The sequence below is a fragment of the Amycolatopsis sp. NPDC114505 genome (assembly GCF_055633615.1).
On record NZ_JBVKDV010000004.1, the window covers coordinates 616,488 to 639,292 of the forward strand.

The 22,805-nt window shown below is 67.2% G+C and carries 17 protein-coding genes; 5 read left to right on the forward strand and 12 right to left on the reverse strand.

Translation table 11 applies throughout. The features are described 5' to 3' along the window. Nucleotides 1–9 precede the first annotated feature (9 nt). Nucleotides 10–708: a TetR/AcrR family transcriptional regulator gene (locus ACZ7OU_RS40675; RefSeq protein ID WP_470259365.1), complete on the forward strand. Its 699-nt coding sequence runs from the start codon at nt 10–12 to the stop codon at nt 706–708. Here the strand turns inward: ACZ7OU_RS40675 and ACZ7OU_RS40680 are convergent. Continuing rightward, nucleotides 680–871, reverse strand: a complete 192-nt coding sequence (locus tag ACZ7OU_RS40680) for a hypothetical protein (protein WP_470259366.1) — start codon at nt 869–871, stop codon at nt 680–682. The two genes, ACZ7OU_RS40675 and ACZ7OU_RS40680, sit on opposite strands and share 29 nt — an antisense overlap. Nucleotides 872–1,420: 549 nt before the next feature. Here ACZ7OU_RS40680 and ACZ7OU_RS40685 point away from each other — a divergent pair. Further along, on the forward strand, nt 1,421–3,682 hold the full coding sequence (locus tag ACZ7OU_RS40685) for a hypothetical protein (RefSeq protein WP_470259367.1): 2,262 nt from the start codon (nt 1,421–1,423) through the stop codon (nt 3,680–3,682). Between the two features lie 2 nt (nt 3,683–3,684). After that, a complete protein-coding gene (locus ACZ7OU_RS40690; protein ID WP_470259368.1) occupies nt 3,685–5,106 on the forward strand; it encodes an OmpA family protein in 1,422 nt (473 codons plus the stop codon). A gap of 363 nt (nt 5,107–5,469) precedes the next feature. Here ACZ7OU_RS40690 and ACZ7OU_RS40695 read toward each other — a convergent pair whose 3' ends face one another. Next, entirely contained in the window at nt 5,470–5,748 is a 279-nt protein-coding gene (locus ACZ7OU_RS40695) for a hypothetical protein (protein ID WP_470259369.1), read from the reverse strand. Between the two features lie 129 nt (nt 5,749–5,877). Between ACZ7OU_RS40695 and ACZ7OU_RS40700 the strand changes: the two genes are divergently transcribed. Continuing rightward, nucleotides 5,878–6,480 (forward strand): hypothetical protein, encoded by a 603-nt coding sequence (locus tag ACZ7OU_RS40700; RefSeq protein ID WP_470259370.1) that lies wholly within the window; start codon nt 5,878–5,880, stop codon nt 6,478–6,480. Here ACZ7OU_RS40700 and ACZ7OU_RS40705 read toward each other — a convergent pair. Together ACZ7OU_RS40705 and ACZ7OU_RS40710 are read right to left on the reverse strand one after the other, a co-directional pair. After that, entirely contained in the window at nt 6,477–7,637 is a 1,161-nt protein-coding gene (locus ACZ7OU_RS40705; protein ID WP_470259371.1) for a hypothetical protein, read from the reverse strand. The two genes, ACZ7OU_RS40700 and ACZ7OU_RS40705, sit on opposite strands and share 4 nt — an antisense overlap. After that, entirely contained in the window at nt 7,630–8,739 is a 1,110-nt protein-coding gene (locus tag ACZ7OU_RS40710; protein WP_470259372.1) for an ImmA/IrrE family metallo-endopeptidase, read from the reverse strand. Before ACZ7OU_RS40710 ends, ACZ7OU_RS40705 begins: the two co-directional genes overlap by 8 nt. Before the next feature lie 555 nt (nt 8,740–9,294). On the opposite strand from ACZ7OU_RS40710, the gene ACZ7OU_RS40715 reads away from it, so the two are divergent. Continuing rightward, a complete protein-coding gene (locus ACZ7OU_RS40715) occupies nt 9,295–11,748 on the forward strand; it encodes a DUF6185 family protein (protein ID WP_470259373.1) in 2,454 nt (817 codons plus the stop codon). A gap of 223 nt (nt 11,749–11,971) precedes the next feature. Here ACZ7OU_RS40715 and ACZ7OU_RS40720 read toward each other — a convergent pair whose 3' ends face one another. The 8 genes from ACZ7OU_RS40720 to ACZ7OU_RS40755 form a co-directional block, all read right to left on the reverse strand. After that, entirely contained in the window at nt 11,972–13,855 is a 1,884-nt protein-coding gene (locus tag ACZ7OU_RS40720; protein WP_470259374.1) for a hypothetical protein, read from the reverse strand. Between the two features lie 617 nt (nt 13,856–14,472). Next, entirely contained in the window at nt 14,473–14,946 is a 474-nt protein-coding gene (locus ACZ7OU_RS40725) for a hypothetical protein (protein ID WP_470259375.1), read from the reverse strand. A gap of 344 nt (nt 14,947–15,290) precedes the next feature. Beyond that, nucleotides 15,291–16,799, reverse strand: coding sequence for a TetR/AcrR family transcriptional regulator (locus ACZ7OU_RS40730; protein ID WP_470259376.1), 1,509 nt, complete (start codon nt 16,797–16,799; stop codon nt 15,291–15,293). 32 nt (nt 16,800–16,831) lie between these two features. Further along, on the reverse strand, nt 16,832–17,572 hold the full coding sequence (locus ACZ7OU_RS40735) for a Vgb family protein (RefSeq protein ID WP_470259682.1): 741 nt from the start codon (nt 17,570–17,572) through the stop codon (nt 16,832–16,834). Between the two features lie 6 nt (nt 17,573–17,578). Further along, on the reverse strand, nt 17,579–17,815 hold the full coding sequence (locus tag ACZ7OU_RS40740; protein WP_470259377.1) for a hypothetical protein: 237 nt from the start codon (nt 17,813–17,815) through the stop codon (nt 17,579–17,581). Further along, on the reverse strand, nt 17,812–21,243 hold the full coding sequence (locus tag ACZ7OU_RS40745; protein WP_470259378.1) for a WD40 repeat domain-containing protein: 3,432 nt from the start codon (nt 21,241–21,243) through the stop codon (nt 17,812–17,814). Before ACZ7OU_RS40745 ends, ACZ7OU_RS40740 begins: the two co-directional genes overlap by 4 nt. Nucleotides 21,244–21,287: 44 nt before the next feature. After that, nucleotides 21,288–21,998: a hypothetical protein gene (locus ACZ7OU_RS40750; RefSeq protein WP_470259379.1), complete on the reverse strand. Its 711-nt coding sequence runs from the start codon at nt 21,996–21,998 to the stop codon at nt 21,288–21,290. After that, nucleotides 21,995–22,363, reverse strand: a complete 369-nt coding sequence (locus ACZ7OU_RS40755; RefSeq protein ID WP_470259380.1) for a hypothetical protein — start codon at nt 22,361–22,363, stop codon at nt 21,995–21,997. The genes ACZ7OU_RS40750 and ACZ7OU_RS40755 overlap by 4 nt, the downstream gene beginning before the upstream one ends. Nucleotides 22,364–22,805: the final 442 nt, after the last annotated feature.

Here is a 22,805-nt window from a genome sequence, read left to right on the forward strand (position 1 = left end):
GTAGGCTACGTGAGGGCCCGGGTCTTCCTCGGCGCGCAGGCGCGCGGCGACCGCGGCGAGCCAAGCTCCGAACCAGCCGCCAAGGCGGAGCTCGAGAGCGCGCTGACCGACCAGCAGCGCCGCGATGTGCGGGCGTCCGTCGTCCCTGATCTCGAACTCGACGTCCACCGCCGCGCGGTCCGCGACGCGACGTTGGACGCCACGGCGGAACTGGTGACCGAACACGGGCTGACGTCGGTGACCATGTCCCGGATCGCCGGCAAGACCGGCATCGGGCGGGCGACGCTGTACAAGTACTTCCCCGACGCGGACGCGATCCTGCTCGCCTGGCACGACCGCCAGATCGCCACCCACCTCGAACGGCTCACCGACGCCGCGGACATCACCAGTTCAGCGGGCGAACGGCTGACCGCGGCACTGGAGGCGTACGCGCTCATCCAGCACGAGTCCCACAGTCACCACGGCGGCGATCTCGCGGCCGCACTCCACCGCGGCGAGCACGTCGCGCAGGCCCGGCAACGACTGCGCGACTTCATCCGGAACCTCGTCGCCGACGCCGCAAAGTCCGGCGACGTCCGCGACGACATCGCCGCCACCGAACTGGCCGACTACTGCCTGCACGCCCTCACAGCGACTACCGGCCTGCCGTCACAAGCCGCCGTCCGCCGGCTCGGGACCGTCACCATGACCGGACTACGTCGCCCCTGAACCGCGCGGCCTGGCGGAGGTCAACCTCCGGGATGCCGATGATTTCCACGACGGTCTCCGGCGGGTAGTCGGCCAGGAACGCGTGCATCTCCGCCCAGTCCTCGGCGAACTCGTTGATGGACTCCTGATCGATGCGGCCGTCCGCGACCAGCAGGTGCAGCAACGGAGCGAGATCGGTACCGGGCTTGATCTGGAGGAAGAGGTCGGCCTTGTCGGCGGTGGCGGTCCGGCGCGGGTCGACGACGATGAGTTTCGCACCCGCCTTGAACCTGGTCCATCAGCCGCAGGAACAGGATCGGGTGACAGTCGGCCATTTTCGCGCCGATCACGGAGAACGTGTCGGCGCGGTCGATCGGCTTCAACATTGCGCCAAAAGGATGACTTTCTCAATGTCAAATTCGACCACTTCCCAGCCATTAAGATCTTCTCTGCCGACAACCAGCGAGTCGCAGTATGCAGCGATTCTTGCTGGTCACGCGGGCTATCGTGCTCTAGCATAAGGATGGCCCGAAGGCATGAACAGTCACAGGAACAGCCAGTCGCCTGTAACAGAAACCTTAGTCAAGACGACTATCGGCGGAGATACTTCCAGGTGACGAGGTAAATCGTCACCTGCCCGAACCGGTGCTCTTCGGGCTGCCACCTGGAATCGATCACCGAACGTGGACAACGTCAAATTTCCCTACGAGGGGACGAAGCAGTGGCAGACAATATGATCACACCGGATCCGCATGACGAAACCGAGAATCATAAACCGCGACCGGGCCGATTGCTCGACGCCTGCCGGATCGATCTCCCGCCCGATGATGTCATCGAGGAGATCGAGTACGAGAGATTCTTCCGGCTCAATCTGATCTACGGGGATCTACAGGGCCCGATCGTGATCAACCTGGCCGGTCCGGACGAAGCCGCGGGGCAAGTCCAGCGCATCGGCCACGTGCCGCTGTCCGACGACCCCGCCGATTGGGAGCGAGTGTCACGGGGTGTGCCGGACCAAGACGCGATCACGGCCGCCGTCGCAGCCGCCGACCCCGTAGACGTCCGTTCCTTACCACTGGCCATCTACATGCCATTCACGCAACAGTGGAAGCTCGATGGATACACCCGAGGCAGGGTCGTCAACTCCTTCACGCTGGGCCCGAGCGAGGAGCAGACGGTCGAGGTATTCACCTGGGACCGGTTGCGAACCGGTTTCGAATCCACCGACTCGTTCGACTCTGAGCAGAACACTGAAAGTTCCGGTAGCCGCCGCGACGCCGTAGACGTGTCGCGGGACATCTCGCAGCAGTCCGGCTTCGAGATGACCAGCGGCGGGAAGGTCGGGTTTACCGTTGGCGTGGTCAATGCCGACATCACCGCCGGGATGACTGCCAGGACGGGCGTCAACACCGCCGAGAAGCAGACCCGCAACTCGATCGTCGAGGCCACGGCCCGCTCTACGAACCGCGTCCGAATCAGCCGCACGCTGAAGGTCACCGAGTCCCGCGAGTCGGGCCGAGAAGAGCGGGTCACCCGTAAGCTGCGCAACCCGAACCTCTGCCACACCCTGACGGTGCCGTTCTTCGAGGTGCTCGCGAACTACCGTGTCGCCACATACGTACGTGCCGAGGACGTGCGCCTGACCGTGCTCATCCCCAGCTCGCAGCTGACCCGGCTGCGCGGATTCGACCGCAGCGCGATCCGAGTGCATGAGACTGCCCTACGCCTAGCGCTACTCGACCGCTCGCTGGAGCCCGGGTTCGCGGCCGCTCGCTTGCTCGACGCCCGCGACCGAGCCTGCACCATTCTGTGCGAGGGCTGCTCCTGCGGCGACGGCGAGACTTCCAACACCGGCTCAGTCGAGTGGAACGCCGTCGCCGCCGCGGCCCGCGCGGTCGCTGATGCGGTCACCCTGATCCGCGGCACGCCGATCATTTTTCCACTCTCGATTCCTGGCGCGATCATCGCCGATGTGACATCCGTGGCGGACATCAAGCGGTACTTGTTCGCCAAGGCCCTCGCCGCGCATGCACCGCGTCTACTCACCGACTTGGCCGCAGTCGGCATCCCGCCCGGTACCACGCCGCCAGGTGCCAGCCAGGTGGAAGCGATCCATCAGGTCCTCGCAATGCTATCTGCCGACGCCGTTGCCGGACTGGCCCACGACGATTCAGTCGGCACTACCGTGTATTGGCAGATCCAGGCCATCGTTTTCAGCACGATCACGCACGAGCTGATCAGCTCGTTCGCAGTGACCGCAGTCATCAAAGGCAACACTGGCAACCTGGACACATACGACGACCGTGGGCTGCTTGGCGCCATCGGCGCCTTCACCATCGCCTACGACGCGTGGGCCAAGGCGCAGGCCGAGGAGCGGCAGCGCGATGAGAAGCAGGCAGAACTCGCTCGCATCGCCCAGGAAGAGCGGCAACTGCGCATCCTCGAGTCGTATGGCCTGCGTGAGACCGCTGACGCCGAAGAGCGGCTCCAGGCGCTGCTGGATCACCTCAACGACGAACGGAACATCGACCACTACCGATTCGCAGTGTGGAACGAGCGCTCCGGCGGCGCAGACGACGCGGTCATTGCGCTGGCGCTCGGCGGGCTGATCGACCCGACTCCAGTCGGCATCGTCGGCGACCAGCTGGCCGTCCCGGTTCGGCTCGAACGGGAGCCGCGGCTGCTAGCGTTCTTCACCGACAGCGTCGCCGACCTGATCGAGGCAACAGTTCGCGATGAGCGGCGACACATCCTGCCGACGGCCGCGCTCTACGCCGAGGCGGTGGTCGGGCAATGCTGCGCCTGTGAGGAGGAGGTTCGCGACCGCCGCGCCGAGGAGAACCGCCGGCTTGTGCTGGACAACCGACTGCTCGCGCTGGAGGCCGATCGCCTCAAGGCGCGCCTGGCCGCGCACCCACCGCTGCTGGACCGGGACCTGCCACCAGCTCCACGCATCGACGTCACCGTGGGTGGCCCGCCCACCGGTACCCCCTGACCATGGCCGGCGACGAGCGGGGTTGGGCCCGTGCGCATCCCGAGCCGCAGGTCGACAGTGGCGGTGACCGCTTGGTGCTGTGGAACTATCCGGTCGCTCGGGCAGAGCTGACCGCCTCGCACGAGGCAGCGATCCGGCGCTTCGCCACCGTCGGCATGCTTGCGCCTGGGCTGTCCTCCATCGAGTTCTCGGTGCGAGGACACGCCAGCGCCAGCGGTGAGGAGACGGCGAACGCCCAGCTATCGCTGCAGCGAGCCGAAGGCGTCGGTAAATTCCTGCGAGCACTGGGTTTTCGCACCGTCGATGTCAGCTCGGCCGGATCAGCCGAGCCCGCGGACCCAGCGCCGACCGGCCAGTCCTACGCCCGCAACCGCCGGGTCGAGCTGACACAGTTCGTGCCGAGTCCGCCGGCTCCGGTGCCGCCTCCACTGACTCTCGGTGGTCAGCAGCCCTCCCCGGTCGCACCCGGCGAAGCACCCACAGGCACGGGCGCCTCCGCCGCGTTCGAGGGGACGTTCTCAGCCGACCTCGGCACCCTGGCCACCGCAACAGTTGTTGTCGGCGTCAAGATCGAGGGCACGCTGAAGGGCAAAGCGTTCTCAGGCAATGGCGCCGTAGGTGCGAGTGCGGCGCTCAAGGATGGCAAGTGGAGCATCAAGCTCGAGGAGAAGCTCAAAAGCGACTTCAAAGCCAAACTCGGCATCGACCCGCCCTCCGGAGGCAAGCCTGCGAAGGTCAAGCTCGGCGTACAAGCCGAGAAATGGCTGCTCGAACCCGAGGTGGGAGTTCAATCCGACCCAAAGTTCGTATACGTCACGTTCACGCTGCGCAAGGCGAAACTTCCGGACGTGAAGTACGACAACCTCACCGCGACGCTCGAGTTCACCGGCAAGCTGAAGCTCGAAATCGGTCCCTCCCCTGCACTGGCCGCGCGTCTCGCCCCACTGGCTGCGCCGGCCGTCGAGGTCGTTGCTGTAGGCGCCTCCGCTACCGCCGCAGTCGCCGGAGTACTGGTCGTCGCCGCGGTGATCATCGGCGGCACCATCTACGCAGCCGAGGAAGCGGCGAGGGCCGGGCTGTTCTACGCGCAGGTGCTCGCCCGCCGCGACGGCGCGGCCAGCAGGGCGGCCCTTGAGGCACTTGGCACCGGCTCACTCGCCGACTTCAAAGAGCGTCAACTGACCTGGCGCAAGCAAAACGCGGACACCGGCATCGCGTTCGCCGCAGGAGCGGGCGCCGTCGAGAACCTGCTGCGTGCACTCGGCCCAGACCAGAGGAAAGCCCGCGCCGCCACCTGGGCCGCCACCTACGCGAAGTCTGCCGGTGCGGATGGCTTTGCCGTGGTCCGCGAGCGTATCTTCCCGCGACTCGGCGGCTACGATAAGCAGGAGCACGATCTGAACGCCGAACTCGGCGAGCTGTGACCCCGAATTTTGGAGCTCTCACGACCGGAGCAACAGACGCAATGTCCAGTGACACAGGCCTGCTCGGATAGGCCACCTGAGCAGGCCCGGAAACGTCGAGCAACGAAACCGCGCGATCGCTCAGGCATCTAGCGCAAAATCCGACTCATCGCAGAAGCGGGAGTAGCAGGGGTCTGAAGCCGCCGGTGTCGAGCAGGCTGCGGGCGGGAACGCCGTGGGTGATCGTCGTCGTGATGACGGCAGTGAGTTCGATCACTGCTGGCGCTGCCATCGGGTGTCGGTAGGCGGATGAGGCGCTGGGCCGCAAGCGTTGAGCAAGTCTTGGCAAGACCCTAACGGCCGAGATTAGCTGCGGCGCAGATTTTACCTTTCGAGGGACTCTCTGGCCGCTTCGATGATGGCCCACAGGCCGCTGTCAGTGCGTTGGTAGTAGATTCGGCGTCGCTCCTTGGCCCCCGACACCGTGAGCATGCCGAGCGACGCGAGCCGACGCAGCTCGGCGCCAACGGCGCTCTGAGGAATCACTTCGCTCGGAGGCTCAGACTGGTAGAACGTGCGCTGCGGGCGGTCGAGGATCCACAGCGCGAGCTTGAGCCGGCAGGGCCTCCCGAAGAGGAGCCGTCCCACCTCGTCGGTTTCCACGAGCCCTCCGGGCATCTAGTATCAACTTTCAAGATAGTTGATAGTGTTGGCCGGGCAAAGCACGACCTAGTACGACGCATGACGGTGCGGTAGACCATTCGAGGGAACAGCAACACGAAGGAGCGGAGCGTGGACGTCACGGTCAGCTCTACCCGCCAGCTCGGCCTCGACGAGGAAGTCCACGTTCGACGCCTGCCTGGTCAAGGCCTCGCGGCCGTCGCGCACTACTTCCTGGAGCAGGGCGAACACGAGCGCAGGCAGCTGGCGGGTCTCGGCTGCCTCCACGACTTCGCGGCTCTCGACGCCATGTTGGAGCTGCCGGAGGACGCGGACATTCCCCGGGAATCGGTCTCCGGACGGATCGAGCGCATCGTCGCCCGGTTACCGCAGGCCGCAGTGGCGCAGAGCACGGAGAGGTTGTGTCGGCTTGCCCGGCCTCCAGTGCGGGTTAGGCGGGTGACGGTCACGGTCCGGCGATCGTGGACGACGGCGTTGCACCGGGTTCTCGAGTTCAGCCAGTTTGCCGAGCGCGTCCTGCTGTGCACTGCGAGTCCCACCGACGAGCAGGTGCTCGAGGCTTCCTACGGCGGTGTGGGCGTGGCTCTCGCGGGGAACGACACGAACTGGGCGCTGGAGCCGGACGCCTTCGTCGTACAGCAGCATTCAGCGGCTCGATGGGCGTTCGCCGAGCGCGTGTACGGCCTTCATCTGTCGGCGACGCCGGTCCGCTAGGCAGGCAGCTTCGCCCAGCGGATCAAAGCCGGCTGTGGCTTGAATGCCTTGGGGTTGCGCAGCTGGTCGTTGAACAGCTCGTGATGGTCCACCGCGACCTGGCAGCGCTTCTTCCACCAATTGGCCCGATCGGCGCGTCGGGGGAGCTCCCGCAACAGGGTGTGCATGAGGCGGCTCCACACCGCGATGTTGTGCGAACGGGCTTCGAGCTTGTCCTCGGCCGGGTCGAGCAGGCGAGTGAGCTTCTGTCCGTGGCAGATCAAGCAGGAACACGACGGCGGCGCCGAGTTGGCGAACTTCTCGGCGAGCGACGTCGTCCTGACGAAACTCAACAACTCGTCGACCAGCACGCTCGGCGGATATGGGCCGTCACCGGGCGCCGACTGGGCCTTCTCCCCCGGCGGCACGAGATGCCGGCGAGTTGAGGTCAGGCCAATCGCGCCGGCGAAGGCGTCGTGACAGAGCCCGTCGATCGCCGAGAGGTCGGCGCCCAGTCGCATGAGGTACGGAACCTCACGCTCGAGGCGGCGCAGGTTCTCGGGTGCTCCCTTGAACTTGGCCAGCGGGTCGAACTGACCTCCCAGCCGCAACCCGATCGGAATCCTGGCGGCCCGCAGCAGCGCGCTGAACTGGTCGATGAATGTGTCGTTGATCCACGCGACCGCTGCGGCGACGACGAACACCGTGTCGTCGCGCTGTAGCTCGGATACTTGGCGTACCTGCGCTTTTAGGCTGGCCGCATCGCCGGCAGCGACGAACAGCGACGGGGTGGTGGCAACCGAAGCACCGCGGGCCAGCTGGTCGTCCAGGACCGCTCCCAAGCTGCTGTCAAGCGTGTCCGCTAAGGCGAATGGAGCCTCCGGGGTGGCGCAACGCTTGCAGTAGACCTCCGGATCCGGGACGAGTACAAGGTCGTCGAAGCCCAGGTCGCGGTACCCGGCAATCTTCAATGCAGCGTTGTCGCCACCGACCCATACCCCACCCCACGTGGGATCGACGGCCCCCAGGACTCGATGCAACTCGCGGGTGCTCGCGGCAGTTAGGAGGCGATCGAAAAGCACGCCGACGCGGCCGGGTGGCCGGAGCCGTTCGGCATCCTTGATCGCGGCGTTGAGAGCGCCGCTTTCGCGCGATTCGGCACGGTCGTCGTCAGCCACGCGTGCCCCCTTCGAGAGTGGAGGTGAGCTCTGCGCCGGGCTGCCCGGTGAGGCCGAATACCTCGGTGAATTCGGCAGTCGTCAACAGAGTGCGAGCAGCCAGGTCGTCGAGACCATCCTGCTGTCGGGTGATCCATTCCTGCGCCGCCCGAAGTGGCAGCCGCGGATGCTCCGGCGGAAGTACACCCGGTTCGTCCGTCCGGTAGCCGAGGCTGGAGAGCTCGACGTTGAGAGTGCGGTAGCGCCAGTCCGTGATCACGCCCAGGTCGTGAGCGCGCCGGACAAGCGCCGCCATGGACACCTTCCACCGTTGTTTCAGCGCGCCGAGCTCGGCGATGTCCAGGTCGCTCTTGAGGTCCGCGACGATCTGCGCGGCCGGCATCAGGAATTCGGCGGCGAACTCGTCGGCCTCCTTCTCCTGGTCCGGGCCGGGCATCGGATGACAGACGATGTGCCCGAGCTCGTGCGCCAAGGTGAACCGCTGCCGGTCCGGCGGTGTAGCAGCGTTTAGCAGGAAGACCGGCGCCTCGGCGTCCGGCCACTGGCTGACGGCGTCCCACGCGGCCGACGGCGTCCGACGCTGGACCACGATGCCGCCGGCCTGCTCGAGCAGGTCAACCATCGACTCCACCGGGCCGGGTGGTACCTGCCACCGCTTGCGCACCTCAGCTGCGGCGTCGCGCGCCGTGTCGATGACGGACACAGGGCAGCGGAAGAACGCGTTCACCGGCTGAACGCCGGTGCCTTGGAGAAGATGACGGGTCTGGATCCGCGCGAGGTTGAGGTAGGCGTGCACGCGCCGGCCGGCAGCAGCCGACAGCGATTGGCGTTTGCGGTGGTGCACGCACGTGGTCCCGAGCCCGAAGGCGCTGCCAGACATCGTGAGCAACTCGATGGGATAGCCCAAGACGGCGGAAAACAGTTCCAACCGCCGGCCACTAACCGAGGTGGCTCCCGCCTCGGCTTTGGAAACATAACCCTGCGTGATCTTCGGGCCGTCGGCGCGCCGGGCGCTTAACTCCCTGGCGACGTCGGACTGGGTCAGCTCACGTGAGTCCCGGGCGAGCGTCAGCATCACTGGGTTCGCGATGGATTCGACCACGGGACACCTCCTTGCCTCCAGAGGCTACCACGTCGCATACCCTCACAAAAACTACTGAAAAAATTCCGCCTCCAATCCACGCGACCTACACCGTCGCTCACGCCGGATGTGCAGACGGCCCGTCACGCAGAGCCCGAACACAGAGAAGCCCAGGCCGCCGGCCTTGGCTTTGCGCCTCGCCTGGACTCGTACCAAGCTCCCTCCGGATTGTTGGTTCGAGCCGTTTCAAGTCGACGTCAGTCGATCTAGCTGGGATGTTTGCAATCGCTCATGATCTCAGTTGGCGTCAGTCGACCTCATTCAACCTGCAATATCGCCCTTAAATCGCCTCTAGTCCGACAGCCAGGCCGCGGGCGTGTCCGCCCTGCGGTCGCCGACGACACCACCGGTGTCGCGCAACGCAGACCGGCGGTCGCCCACGAAGTAGATCGTCTGACCATCTGAGTACGTTGCGAGCCCGACGGCGCGGAGGTGGATGCTCGAAGGTCACGATCCGTCGCCACTTATAACGGGACCTCAACCGTCGACGACTAGAGGGCCATGGGTACTGGACGGGTGAAGGCCCAGGCGCAGCGGATCGTCACCGCGGCGATTGTGATAGCTGTCGGCGTATTGGCCGTATTGGGCGTGCAACTACTCATCGCCGGAGAATCGGACAAGCCCAGCGGCACCGTCGCCACCTGCGATGCCGCGGACTACCCCGCCGCTACCGTCGACATCGACGCCGAGATCAGCGCCGACCGATTGACCACGCCTCGGCTGACGGCCACGACGACGGTGCACCTGCCGCACTCCTGGTACGCCTCGAACGATCTGCTCGGTCACCGCGATGAAACCGCGTACCGATCGGCGATGCGGTGTCTGTTCGGCGACGGCAGCACCGGATCGGCAGTGTCCCGGAATCAACCTCCTTCGGTGGAGATGACCAGCGGCGACGTCACTGTGACGGATACAGTCTGGTTCGACCTCACGAAACCCGGCAAAGCCACGTTGGACCTGGTGGACCTCGAAGCACAGGACAACGGCGACTGGTGGCTTACGGTCAACGCGCGCTGGGGACTTACTCAGGCGACCACCTGGAACGTCACCGTCAAGGCGCCGGCCAGCTGGTTGGATGGTGCGACTCCGTGGCCCGAACCCGCCACCGCGGAACCCGGCGAACTCTCGTGGTACTTCGGGACGACTGTCCCGATGGCAGAGACCCTGCTGACGACGGTCTCGCTCGCCCCGCCGGCTGGCTCCGGCCTCAGCATCTGGCAGGGCACTTCCGCAGGACGCATCGTCGGCTGGACTCTGCTCGACTGGCCGCAGGCGACGTCGTATTCGATATTGGTCCTGCTGTTCATCGGCTGGGCCCGCAGGCAACGGCTCGAGCCGGGTGAGCACATCACCGAGACCGCGAACAACGCACGCCGCGTGTCTCTTCCGGTCTTTCTGCTCCAGATCGCGGTCCTGGGCATCGACATCACGTGGATCACCCTGGACGCGCTCGGGCAGCGGGTACCCGACTGGTCGGACGCGGCCTGGGCGGTCGACATCGCGGCCTGCGCCTTCGCGTTGCTGTTCGCCTGGCGATTCTGGCTTCGTGGCACGATCGTGCTCCGGTCGGCCGTCGCCTTCGCCGGAATTCTCGTCGCCGCTCCCCTCCTCTCCGGCGACCTCACCTTCGAGCACATCGACCCCGTGCACGCCGTCGTGTTAAGCACTCTCGAGACGAGCTTGGTGTATCTGGTTGCACTGCTGGTCGTCGCCGCGGTCCTGAACGCGGTGCGCGTGCTGTTGCGGCCGTCTCGGAAAGCAACGACGGCTCACCTGCTGTGGATTGCCGCGTCGCTGTTCAGTGCGAGCTTGCTATTCGAGGGGTACTGGGTCGGTGAGCACAACTTCGACTTGTCGCAGTGGCTGGCAGATCCCGCGCCGGCCACCGGCGCGCTGCAGTTCGCCTTCCGCTACTCCCTGTGGAACATGGTGTTCGACAGCCAGTGGCTCTACCTGCTGGTCCCCACGATCGCCGCCTATACCGTCGCACTCAGATACCTGCGGAAAAACCCAGCACCGCCGAGGAAATCCCTGCTGACGGTTGCCTCCTTGTTCGTCGCACTCGGCCCCGCCGCGTGGTACCCCTCCTACGCGGGGTTTTCGCTGCCGGTTTGGATCGCGGTCGTTGCCACGTTCCGTCTGCTGTGCAAAACCAAGTCACCGGTGCTCGATCTGAAGCTCATGGCGGGCGAGCCGATCCGGCACTGGGTCGCGCGGCACGGCGCCGCGCAGGTCGAGACACACGCGAAAGCATGGCTTACGCGCAGCGACGGAAAGTCGCCGACGCAGTTGTTGCCCCGGCGAGTGACCCCAGTCGATATCGCCTTCGCCTTGGGCGCGGGGAAGACCCCGCACGGCAATGTCAAGGTCATGGTCCGGTCGGTGTTATGGCCGGCAATCGCGGCGAGCCTAGCTCTTTGCTTCCTCCGGGAATTCATCCGCAGCGATTTCAGCGAAACCATCAACTCGTCTGTCCTGCTGCTTTGGGTGCAGGATATCTCGTGGGAATTCCTGAAATGGATCTTCGCGGCGGTCGCCGCCGGCACGTTCTGGCAGTACCTGCCCGGCAAGCGGGGCCCGATCAAGGTGCTGCCGTTGGTCGCCGGGGTCGGCGTCGCTCCCTTGCTGGCCTTCGCCGCTCCACAGGTCCTCGGCGGTGAATCGTCGTTCGACAACCTGATCGAGCTCGCGACCTTCACGATGGTGATGACGTTCATCGGCTGGCGAATGGACCTGCACGTCCTGCGAAATCTCGACAGCCAGCGCTACTCGACCTGGAAGGAAAGCCTGGCCATCTACGGCGTCGGCAACATGTCTTCGCGCATCACGGCCTCGCTGGCTCCACTCACGGCAGTGATCACGCTCGCCTTCACACTCATCGCAGGGCCAGACACCGGGTCCAAGACCGAAGTGAAGCAGGCGCCGTCCACCAGCTCTGGCGGACGGGTTCTCGCTCCGCCGAGTCGATGAGCCGCATCGTCGATCACTTCGCCGATTCCGGACTTCTCGCGAATTCGCCACCGTTCATCACGAAGCGCACCTGCTCGACCCCGCGAACCGCAGCTCGGAGATCCCGGCGACAGGAGCAGCTGAGCTTCAGTCCCCGACACTCGCCGCAGTCGGAGCTGTACGCGAATATTATCGCTATAGACTTGCTGACGGAACCATGCGCGGGCACTCGGGCCAGGTCGGCCTACTCTCGCTTTAGGGCGTTGGTGAGGCCGGCGACCACGGCGGTGGTGAGGATCCAGCCGGCGCCGGTCAGCGCCCAGGCCCACAGCTGCGCCGGGCCGTGGGTCAGCCACGCTTTCCGCTGCCCGAGGTCGACCACCGGAACGAGCACGTCAATCGTGTAGGCGAACGCGTTGAATTCCGGCACCGCCGGCGCAGCCGGCGTCAGCTCACCAGGGTAGGCGGCACCGAAGACTAGACCGCCGAGCGCGAGCAACCCCATCAGCCACACCCCGGCCAGCCACGGCCGGTAGCCGTGCCCGACCGTGGCCCCCAGCAGCAGGCTCCACGCCTTCCCCAGCAGCCCCAGTTGCCGACGTCGGCGCCACTGTTTTGCCATACCGACGCGTCGAGCGAGTTCGACGTGCCCCGCGCGCCGGTAGGCCACGGCGAGCCGGTCGTACACCCCCGGCGTGTAGCCCTGGTGGCGCTTCAACCAGTCGAGTCGATCCCGAAGCCGCACCTCGTCATTGGCTAGTCTTTCGTAGAGGAAATCGCGCAACCGCAACGAACTCGGCCACGAGACCGGGTCGTCGTGAAAGGCGCCCACCTGGGCGGCGGTCAAGTCGACCAGGCCTTGCGGCGCGCTTGCCAGGCAGAGCGACAGCTCCAGTGCGTGCACGCCCTGCAGATCGAGCGCCACACCAGACGGGTTCTCCAGCTTCGCCCCGGTGAAATCCAGCCGCCCGCCAATCCGGGCGCCGCTCAGCCTCAGCTCACCTTCGACACTGAACCCGTTCTCCCCGAGCAGATCCTGCTCGACCGTGAGCCCGCGGGCGAGCAACGCGCAACCACCCGAGGCGGACAAGTGCCCAGCGTCGAACGAGAGGGTGCTCATTCGGGCCCGACTGAAGACCACCTCGCCCTCCGCCCGGAATCCCCTCCCACAGAAGACTTCCTGCTCGACGGCGAGGCTCACGGCGTTGAGCGCCGTCCCTCCCCGGTTGACCAGGCGAGCGGAGCCGAGGTCGACGGTGCCGGTCACGTGACCGCCGATCAGCCGCACCTCGCCTTTGGCCGTGAAACCGCGCCGTAGGAACAAGTCCTGGTCGACCCGGATACCGTCGGCCAGCAGCACGGCCTCGCCGGGTGCGGTCAGCTGTGCCCCGCTGAGGCTCAGCGTCCCCGCGATGTGGGCTCCGGCCAACCTGACCGTGCCCTCCGTGACTAGGTCGCGCGCGGACAGGTCGCCGGCGGTCGTGAGCCCGGTGGCGTTGAGCGCGGGCCCATCCAGGTTGACCAGGTGGGCGCCGTCGAGCTCGATCGAGCCGCCCACCCGGCTTCCGACGAAGCAGACCTCGCCGGTCGCGGTGAACCCCTGTCGGCAGAACACGCTCTGATCGATGGTGAGCCCGTCCGCGGCGAGGGCGTACCCGCCGGGGCTCGCTAGCGCGGCCCCGTCCAGGTGCAGCTGCCCGCTGACGTGCGCGGCGACCAGGCTGATCTCCGCGTCCACGGTGACGACCCGGCGCAGGTCGAGGCTGCCCCGGACCTCCAGGAGATCGGCCTGGATCCCGGCCAGCGAACACCCCGGCATCCGCACGGTCATCGCCCGTGCTTCCCGCAGGTTGATCGGGCTGTCGAACGAGCACTCCCACAACAGCATCGGACAACTGAGGGTCGCCGCTTCGAGATCGAGCTCACCGCTCACCGCGGCACCCGCAAGCCGCGCTCCGCGCACCTCAGCCCCGTCGGGCGAGCGTCGGCCCGTGAGCACCTCGACGAGAAGCTCGGCCCGGATCGCCCGCTCCGGCGGAGGACATTCGCGCAGGTCGACGAGCTCACCGGTCGGCAACGCTTTGACGAGTCTCCGCTCGGCCTCGGTCAAACTTTCCTCGGGCAGCACGAGGTCGAGGCTAGACGACGGGACAGCAGCGGATCCGGTTATGCGCGCTGCGTTATGCGGCAGCTGGGCGCATGTCCTGGAAATTATGGCGGTAGCCGTCCGCCCCGGCGATGATGTCTAACTGCATTTCGGGTCGCTGCTGGGGTCCAACGCCGATCTTGACTGGTCTCATCCGACCTGCCCGGCGGGTCGGGCGAACGACTGGCGCGGGTGGCCAGCCCATCACCTTGTCATGCCGGCACGGTGCGACCTGGCAATCTCACACCGACAAGCACTGTGGTGATCGCGCAAGCGACCCACTGACCTCGATGAGACCGTCGACCCTCCGCGACAACCCCGGGTACGTCACAAGGCGTTAGCGCATGCCAGGCACGTAACCAGACCGCCGCAACTCCCCCGGGACCAGTCCCCTCCCGTCCCCGGTCGGTTCAGTGGCTAATCATCCGTCGGGTGGCAGGACCGTCTCCTGCGTCCGCAGCCCCACAGAGAACACCTCGCCTCCGGATTATTGGTTCGAGTCGTTTCGAGTCGAGGCAGGTCGATCTAGCTGGGCTATTTGCAATCGCTCATGCCCTCGGTCGACGTCAGTCGACCTCGTTCGACCTGCAATTTCGCCCTTAAATCGCCCCTAGTTCGACAGCCAGGCTGCCGCGCACGCTTGCCCGCTGTGCGGCGTGCGGCGTGACGTACGACTCCACCGAGCGGTTGAAGGCGATCCTGCACCGCGCAGTGGGCCGGGAGCTGACCACGGCCGAGATCTCGGACGCCGTCCCCCAACTGCTGCACTTCCGCGACTCGCTCAGCGCGAAGACGATCCACACCTGGGCCTGCAACTGCCAACTCGTCGCCCGGCGCCGAAACGGTCGCGGCTGGCCGCTGTACTGGTGTGCGCGGTCGTCGACTTGGCACTCGCGATGCCGACGCGGACCCAGCGACCGCGACACGCCGAGGAACTGTCGGCTGTGGTGTGATCGAGTCCTGCCCTGGATGATGATCTCCTCGCGCGGGGTTCCGGCGGCGAGCGGTGTCGTGGTCGAGGTTGGGTTCGGCGGTTGCAGGCTCCGGATAAACCACGAGACGACTCTGGACATGACCAGCGGCGCACAGATGTGCTGGCACTGCGAGAACCAGCCCGGCGGCGGCTGGTGGGCGCTGGTCGACCCCTACGTCGACACGCAGGTCAGCGAAGCCCAGGCTCGGCCCCGCCGCGGCCGAGGAGCTCTTCGGCGCCGAGGTCGCCACCCGGCTGACCGCGGAAGCGTTCGCGCACGCCTCCCGGCTGTTGCTGCACCACACGCGGCGGCTGACCCTGTTCGGGCTCGACGGGCGTCAGCTCATGCGGCGCTACCTCGACGAGCAGGTGCGCGGCGACGGCGCGACCAGTCCCCGTCCTCGTTAGCAGCGCACAAGCTTTGACCCGCAGCCCAGGCCCGGGTCAGGCGAAGTCGAAGTCGTAAGTGGTGGCCGCTCCTTCGCCTGGTGCGATCGTGAGTTCGAGCTTGTCCTCGGAGGCGGTCGGTCGGGTGATCGTGATCGCGAGGCCCGGCTGCCGGATGATCGCCTTTCCGGTGGCGTCGGCGTGCACGGTCACCACGTCCGGCGGGACCGGCGGCGCGGTCGCGGACGGCCTGAAGAACACCCGGTAGCGGGCCGGAGGCGATTCCCCGGCGGCGATCGTCACCTCGGCCCAGCCGTCGAGGTGGAGTCCGGAAACCGAGATCGCGTTGCCGTTCTCGGTGATCGTGGCCTGCGCGGCCATCTGGGTGTTCTCGGCGTACCGATCGAGCGCAGCCATGATGTCCTTCGGCGAATTCAGCAGCCGCGAGTTGCGTTCCAGGAAGATCAGTTCGCGTTGCGTGAGGGTCCGCGAGACGACGGCTCCGTCGATCTTGAGCAGGAACACCGAGCCGATCTGGATACAGGCGTTCTGCTCGGTGCCGAGCGCGGTGATGAGTTTGGCCACCGCGTCGGCCTGTTTCGCGTCGACTTCGGCCTGGGGCTTGTGAAGCACCGCCAGCTCGGTCGCTCGTTCCAGCCGTGCCATGAGATCGGTCATTTCGGCCGAGCTCAGCGTCTTCTTCGTCCGTCCGAGCATCACCTTGAACCTGGAGCCGGTGATCGGTAGCCTGTCCTCGATCACTTCGATGTCGAAGGCGTCGAGAACGCCCACCACGGCCTCGTGGACCGCAACGGCGGCGGAGCCGTCGGCGAGGTGGATCGTCACCGGCAGGATCCGGGCGGTCGGCGCCGGCAGCAGCTCCAACGGCTGGACCAGGATGGGCCCGGTGGTCCGGGAGAGCTGGTAGCGCAGTTCCATGGCGGCGGCAGCTTCCGCCGACGAGCCAGTGCTGTCCCGATGAACGAGCTGCCAAGCCGTGTCGCCGACGAACTGTTCGAGTTGCGCGGCGGAGATGGCGGGCGCGCCGCTGCGCCACGATGCCGACGCCCACCGCAACAGGGGCGCCAAGGCCGTCCCCGACGGATTCGTGCTTCGGAAGCGCTTGGCCGCCGCGCTCACCAAGACATCCGAAATCGCTTGGTCGTTCCGGGCCAGAAAATCGGTGATCTCACGGTGGGTTCCCGGGTCCGGCAGGAGAAGGATTGCTTTCGTGGGTTCGTTGGTCGCCTTGAGAAAGACCGCGACCGCGGCGCGAAAGCGCGCCTCGGGGCCGGTCACGCCGTGCACGGCGTCGTTCATCCGGGATACGACCTGCTCTCCGGCGGTTTCGAGCGCCGCGGCGTAGATTTCCGCCTTGTCGCCGAAGAACTGGTAGAGGACAGGCCTGCTGACCGCCGCGCGGTGGGCGATGGTGGCGACGGTGGTGGCCGCGTAGCCGAACTCGGCGAACAACGTAGCCGCGCCGGACAGAATTCGAGCCCGCCGGGCGGCAGTGGGATCCTGGGGGCGGGTTGTGCCGGCAGTGGTCTGATCGGGAGTGGTCATCGGTGTCCTTTGGCTGGGGAGTGCCGAGCGGGTCAGGCGGGGGTGAAGTGACGAACGACGTCCGCGCCGGTGTCGGCGAGCCAGAAGCCGCCTTCCGACGACGGGAGGATTGCCCACAAGGATTTCGCCTCCGGCACGTCGGTCATCGTTATCCGGCCCGAGGTGGTGATCTTGCCCAGCCGGGTTGGGGTGGTGAACCACAGGTTGCCGTCGTGGCCGGCGACTATCTCTTGCGGACGCTGGTCACCGGGCACCGGGTAGTGCGAGATTTCGCCGGACACGGTGATGCGGCCGATGCCGGTGCGTTCGCTGAACCAGTGCGCTCCGTCCGGGCCCGCGGCGATTCCCCACGGCGTGGCGTCTTCGGGCAGGTTCCACGTCGAGATTCGGCCGGCGGCGTCGACGCGTTCGATGATGTCGGGTCCACGGGCGGTGTTCACCACGGAGAACCACAGGCCTCCGTCGGGTCCAGTGGTGATGCTCGTCGCGGGGAACTGGTAGTCGATGCCGTGCCGAAGCGTGGCGACGACCTCCGGTTGCCGTCCGGCGGCCACGCGCTTGATGCTCGGCGCCGCGCTGTCGGTGTACCAGACCGCTCCGTCGGGGCCGAGGATGAACGAGACGGGCAGGCCGAGAGACGAGCCCTGGCCGGTCTGCCAGCCGGTCATCCGCCCGCCAGCGTCGACTTCACCGATGATTTCGAACCCGACGAACCACATCTTGCCGTCCGGTCCGCGGAGGATCTCGCCGGGATCGTTCGACTGGCCGGGGATGCGGAACTAGTCCACGTGACCTCCGGCGTCGACGCGGGCGATGCCGCTGATCGACTTTTCGGTGATCCGCAGCGAGCCGTCGTCGGCGTAGGCCATCGCGCTGGGATGCGCCTGGGGCGGAAGCTCGATGGTGCGGTCGTGCGTCGCTTTCCGCTCCGGCGGCGCCGGCTCGGCGTCCGGGTCGGCGCAGCTCGTGAGCAGCGCCGCGGTTACGAACATCGCGAGGGTCGCGGTGGTTTTCACAGCTGGTCCGTGCACGTGAGATCGTCGGGTGGCGGGGTGCCGATGTATTGGGTCCACTGCGCTTCGGTGAGCTCGTGCCCTGCCGTGTCGCAGGCGATCCGAACCCAGGAGCCGGGATCCATCTGCCAGCTGACGAGGTAGCCGGTATCCATCGACGCTTGGTCGTTCCAGTTGTCCTCGGTGGCCGTGATCAGCCGGCTTCCGTCCGGTGAAAACGCTAACCCGATCGAAGCTTGCTTGCTTCCCTGCGGCGGGGTCACCGAGCCGAGGAGGTACCCGGACGGGTAGTCGAGCAGCTGCACGGTGCCCATACCGGCGGCTTCGTTGACTTCGGCGACGAGTTTCGTCCCATCGCTGACCGGGCCGACGGTCATCGCCGCCGCGCCTTGGATCGTCCCCTTGCGTGTGGTGCCGTCCGGAGTCCAGGTCTCGAGAGTGCCGGATTTGCGCTGAACCAGGAGCCGGTCGGTCGTGTAGGCGATCCCGACGACGTCCAGGCCTTCGATGGTGTGCGTGGTGCCGTCGGCGAGGTCGGTGACGTGGATGACGGTGCTCGAAGCGGCTCCGGAGGAAATCTCGCCGAGGTCCACGACGGCCACATGGGATGCCTGCGGATCGGCCGCCACCCAGCTTTGCGGCAGGCTCGGTGTGCTGTCCGCGGTGGGTGCCATCTCCCTGGGGCCATCGAAATGTCGGATGACCTCGCCGGTCTCGGCCGCGCGCATCTCGATTGCGCCCGATCCGTGGACTTCGAGGACGGACCGACCATCAGGGGTGAGTTGGACACGGGAAACCTGATCTGGCAGGGCCAGCGAGTTCAGGACGGCGGGCCAGGTGCCGACGACCGCGAGTCCGGGCGAGGGATCCAAGATTTGAGCGCTGTTGTAGATCGTGTCGATCAGGATGATCCGGCTTCCGTCGGCGGTCCACACGGGCGGCGCGAAGGTCGGAATGCTGGTCTTGGGGGCGCTGCGCCAAAGGTCGCTGGTGCGCGGTTCGCCGAAACGCTGAACAGCGAGTGTGGCGAACTCGCCGTCGACCACGGCGACACCGGGGCCGTTCGGTTGCCCGCCGATGCTCGGCCCGGGGCAGGCGTTGCAGGAAAACGGGATTTTCGCGCTGGTTTCGTCGGCGATGCGCGATATCCGGTCGAGGTTCCAGACGGCCAAGGTGTCGGCTGAGGCCGCGACGAGCCGGTTGCTGTCTATGCCGAGGAAAGTGAGGGTTGCGGGTGTGATCGACGTGAGACCGCCGAGAGCCAGCGGAGCCGGTGGCGTTGCGGTTCGGTCGACGGGCTGGGAGATGTAGACGGTGCTGCTGGTGGCATAGGCGACTTGGTCGCCCTCGTCGTTGAGGGCGAGCGCTACGGGCAGGCCTTCTCGGACCTGCGCGGTCTTCGGGGGCTGGTCGATCGACGGTGTTCCTTCGGTAGCCCAGACGGGCAGCGAAGCGGCGCCGTTGGTGTAGCTGAAGTACTGGCCGTCGGCCGACATCGCCGAGCCGTAGTTGTACATTCCGAACCTGAGCGTCGATCCCGCCAGCCGGTCGAAGGCCGGGAGTGTTCGCCGTTCCCAGGTCCCGGAGCCCCCGGCGAAGAGCACGACCTCGTCGTCGTCGGTGAACACGATCGAGTCCGGCGGGAAGTCGAACGACTCGAGCTCCTGTCGCTCGGTGCGTCCGGAAGTGCGGTCGAACAGGTAGAGCGTCGATTTGCCAAGGCTGGCGTTCCAGCCCGACATAGCGACATACCGGCCCGACGGCGAGATGCCGGCCGCGTGCGGGCGTTGTCCTGGCGTGATCGGCATGGGGGTCGCGGGAGCCCCCGGCCACGTGACCGCTGCGCCGGTGTCGCTGATTGCCGCTACGACGCTGCCGTCCCCACTGGTCGCCACCTTCTTGATCGCGTCGGGCAGGCGGAGAATCGGCTGGGGGCTCTGCCGGCTGGTTGTCTCGTGCGGAAGCCAGCGCTGCACGACGCCACGCTGGGTGCCGGTGATGACCGCTCGCCCGTTCAGCGAAGCCGACGTGGCCGTGACGTCTCCGTCGGCACCAAAGGTGCGCTCCAGGTGGGGGCTGCTCGTCACGGCGCGGAACAGGGCCGCGCGCGTCTCCGGTCCGGGGTTCTGGCGGTAGGCCTGCACCGCGAATAGCTGGGCGAGGTCGGTGCTGGTGCCGAGCAGGCTGCCGGACACGTCCGCGAGCTTGCTCGCCAGTGCGATGCGGTCGCCCTTGGCCGCGTCATGCAGGTAGATGAAGACCCCGGTCGCCGCGCAGGCCACCACGACCGTGATGGCGGTGACGAGCCGTCCGAGGCGCCACTGGCGCGCGAACCGGTCGGCCTGGGAAAGGGTTTCGGCGAACCTGACCGTCTCCGGATCGGCTTCGTTGCCGTTGTAGCGGTTGGCTTCGGGTGCCACGAGGCGCCAGCCTCGGCGCAGGGTGGTGCGGAGCTTGTCGCCCATCGCCGTCACCTGACCGAGCTGTTCGGTACCGGTCATGACGCCGGTGACGGCGGTACGGGGGCGCAGCCCGTGGAACGTCTTCCGCAGCCAGCCGATCCCCAGCCGCTGGGCGGTGTGGCGCTGCCGGAACAACTCGCGCAGCCCGATGGCGAACGCGGCGCCAAGAGAGCCGCCGTCGATGGCGGGGGAGGAACCGGCGTTGTCGGACAGCACGAGGCGCCACAGCACGCAGCGGCCCTGGCCTGGCCAGGGTGTCCTTTCCCAGGCGTGGGTCAACGACTCGGCGAACGCGGGCCCGGCCTGCGTGCCGCCCATCGTCCGCGGGTCGGGGAACAACCCTTCGGGACCGGCCGGGTATTCGCGGAGCTCGATCACCCCCGAAGCGCCTTGGTGCGACCCGGGCTCCTCGCCGGAGTCCCCGAACACGACCGAAACGCCGACCACGGGCCACTTGAGCGGCGTTAGCCCGGACAGCAAGGTGGCCGTCAGCGCGATCATGGTGCGTGCGGCGTCGCCGGCTTGCGCGTCACCGACCGGGATCCGCAACGCCGCCAGCACCCGGTCGATCCGGCGTCGAGTGCCTTCGGCGCAGTCCGCCAAGCCCCGAGGGGAGACCAGCCCCGAACCCGGTGCCGTCCGGGTGAGCAGCAATCCCGAGCGCTGCCACCGGAGCGCGAGGCCGGCCAAAGCGGCAACCTCGTCCCGGTCGGCTTCGGAGTCCAGCGACAGCGACCGGGCGACCAGGAACGCGGTGTTCGCTTCGGGGATGGGCTCCCGCTCCGGTGCCGGACTGTGGTCGTTGATCCAGTCGCGCACTTCCTCGGCGCGGCCGTCGAGCAGCCATTCCCGATCGCGCAGAACTGCGTCCTGGCAGGCGTTCCACCAGCCTTGCCGTCCGGTGAGCCCGCGCACCACCGATTCGAGGCTGGTGCCGGGCTGCGTCAGGGAATGCGCCAGGTCGTTCACGGCCGCGAGCCCGTCCGGCGTCTTCGTGCTCGACGTCCGGTTCGTCATGACAGGGCCTCGTCAATCAGCGCGGCCAGTTCGGTACGCGCGAGCAGAGCCACCGCACGCCACGCTTTCCGGGTGGCCTCGTTCGCTGCTGCCGTCACCGATGCCTCGACGACCTCGGCATCCCAGTTCCCGATCCCGTCGGGTCCGGTGGGCGCCGCCATCTCCCAGCTGTCACCCGCGGCGAGGCCGGGCAGGTCGGCCAGGGCCGACGGTGGGCCGAACGACGACGGCGCCAGCGGGACGAGCAGCACTTTCTCGCCGTCCGCGGACCGGTATCGAAGGGGAACGACCAAGGGCGACGACGTCTTGAGGCGCAGGACGAGTTCGACGCGGAACGCGGCCCGCGACCGGTGTACGTGGACCTCGACGCCGTGCTCCACCGAAGTCGCCCGGACGACGATGTCGTCCTCGCTGCCGGCCAGTAGCGGGGCGCGCTCAGGCAGGCCGGGCAGGGCGGTCCAGCCCGCAATCGAACGCAGCTGCGGAAGCCAGCCGTCGCCGGAGGGCTGCGTTTTCGTGTGCCGGTCTCCGGCCGCGGTCGTGACTTCGGTGTCGCGCGGTGCCAGGCTCATGCCGACGAACGAAGCCCAGTACCGCTGCCAGAAGTTGTACCCGGTTCGCGCGCGGAAGACCGCCCGCCCGGTCGCCGTCCGGCGGGTCTCCGTCAGCGAGTCGAGGTAGCGCCGGGCGAATGCCGAGCCGGTCACGCTCCGGCCTCCGGCTGCGCATCGGTGGCCAGGGTTGGCACCGGGGGAGCTTCGGTCCCGGCACGGCCGAGGTGCGCGAGCAGGGCCGGCGCCGACGCACCCACCGCGACCGCGGCGTAAGCGCCGGTCAGTTCGGCGTGGAAGACGTACCCGGCGCCGCAGCCGAGCAGGATCCGCGTCACCGCAACGGCCCCGTCGGCAGCGGGATCGATGAACCAGCTGAAGAGCGCGGGCGCGGGAAGGCCGGCGAGTGCCGCGCTGCGACGGCTCTCCTGCCAGCCTCGAAGCTGCTGCCACATCGCGATCAGCTCGACGATGAGGCCGCCCAGCGCCCCGTAGCCCAATGCCGTGTACCAGGTCAGCATTCCGTCTCCTCGTCCGCGCGTCTGCGCGTCTGCGCAGACCAGAGTCGGGATCGTCGCCAGATCCGTAACAGCGGTCACCCGACCGTTATGTCGGGCGCCGTGGTGCACTGCACCGGACGTGAACTCCTCCCACGACAGCCTGACCTCGGCATCTAACTGCACGATCGGGTGAAAGCTGTCCGGAAGTGCTAACGAACTTCCGCCATTCGGTCATCGTCCGAAGATGACCGCTCGGGTGTGCGGGGGGCGGTCGGTGGTCTCCCGCCGACCCCATTCACCGATGCCTACCTAGTTCTCGTCCACGCCGCCGGAGTAGGAGCCCGCGGAGGCACACACAGCGCACGCTCCAGCCGACGTTGACCACGTCCCGCAGACCAGTGTTCGCGCCCGTCACCGGGACTCGAACCTGAAGCCTCCCGGATTATTGGTTCGAGTCGTTTCG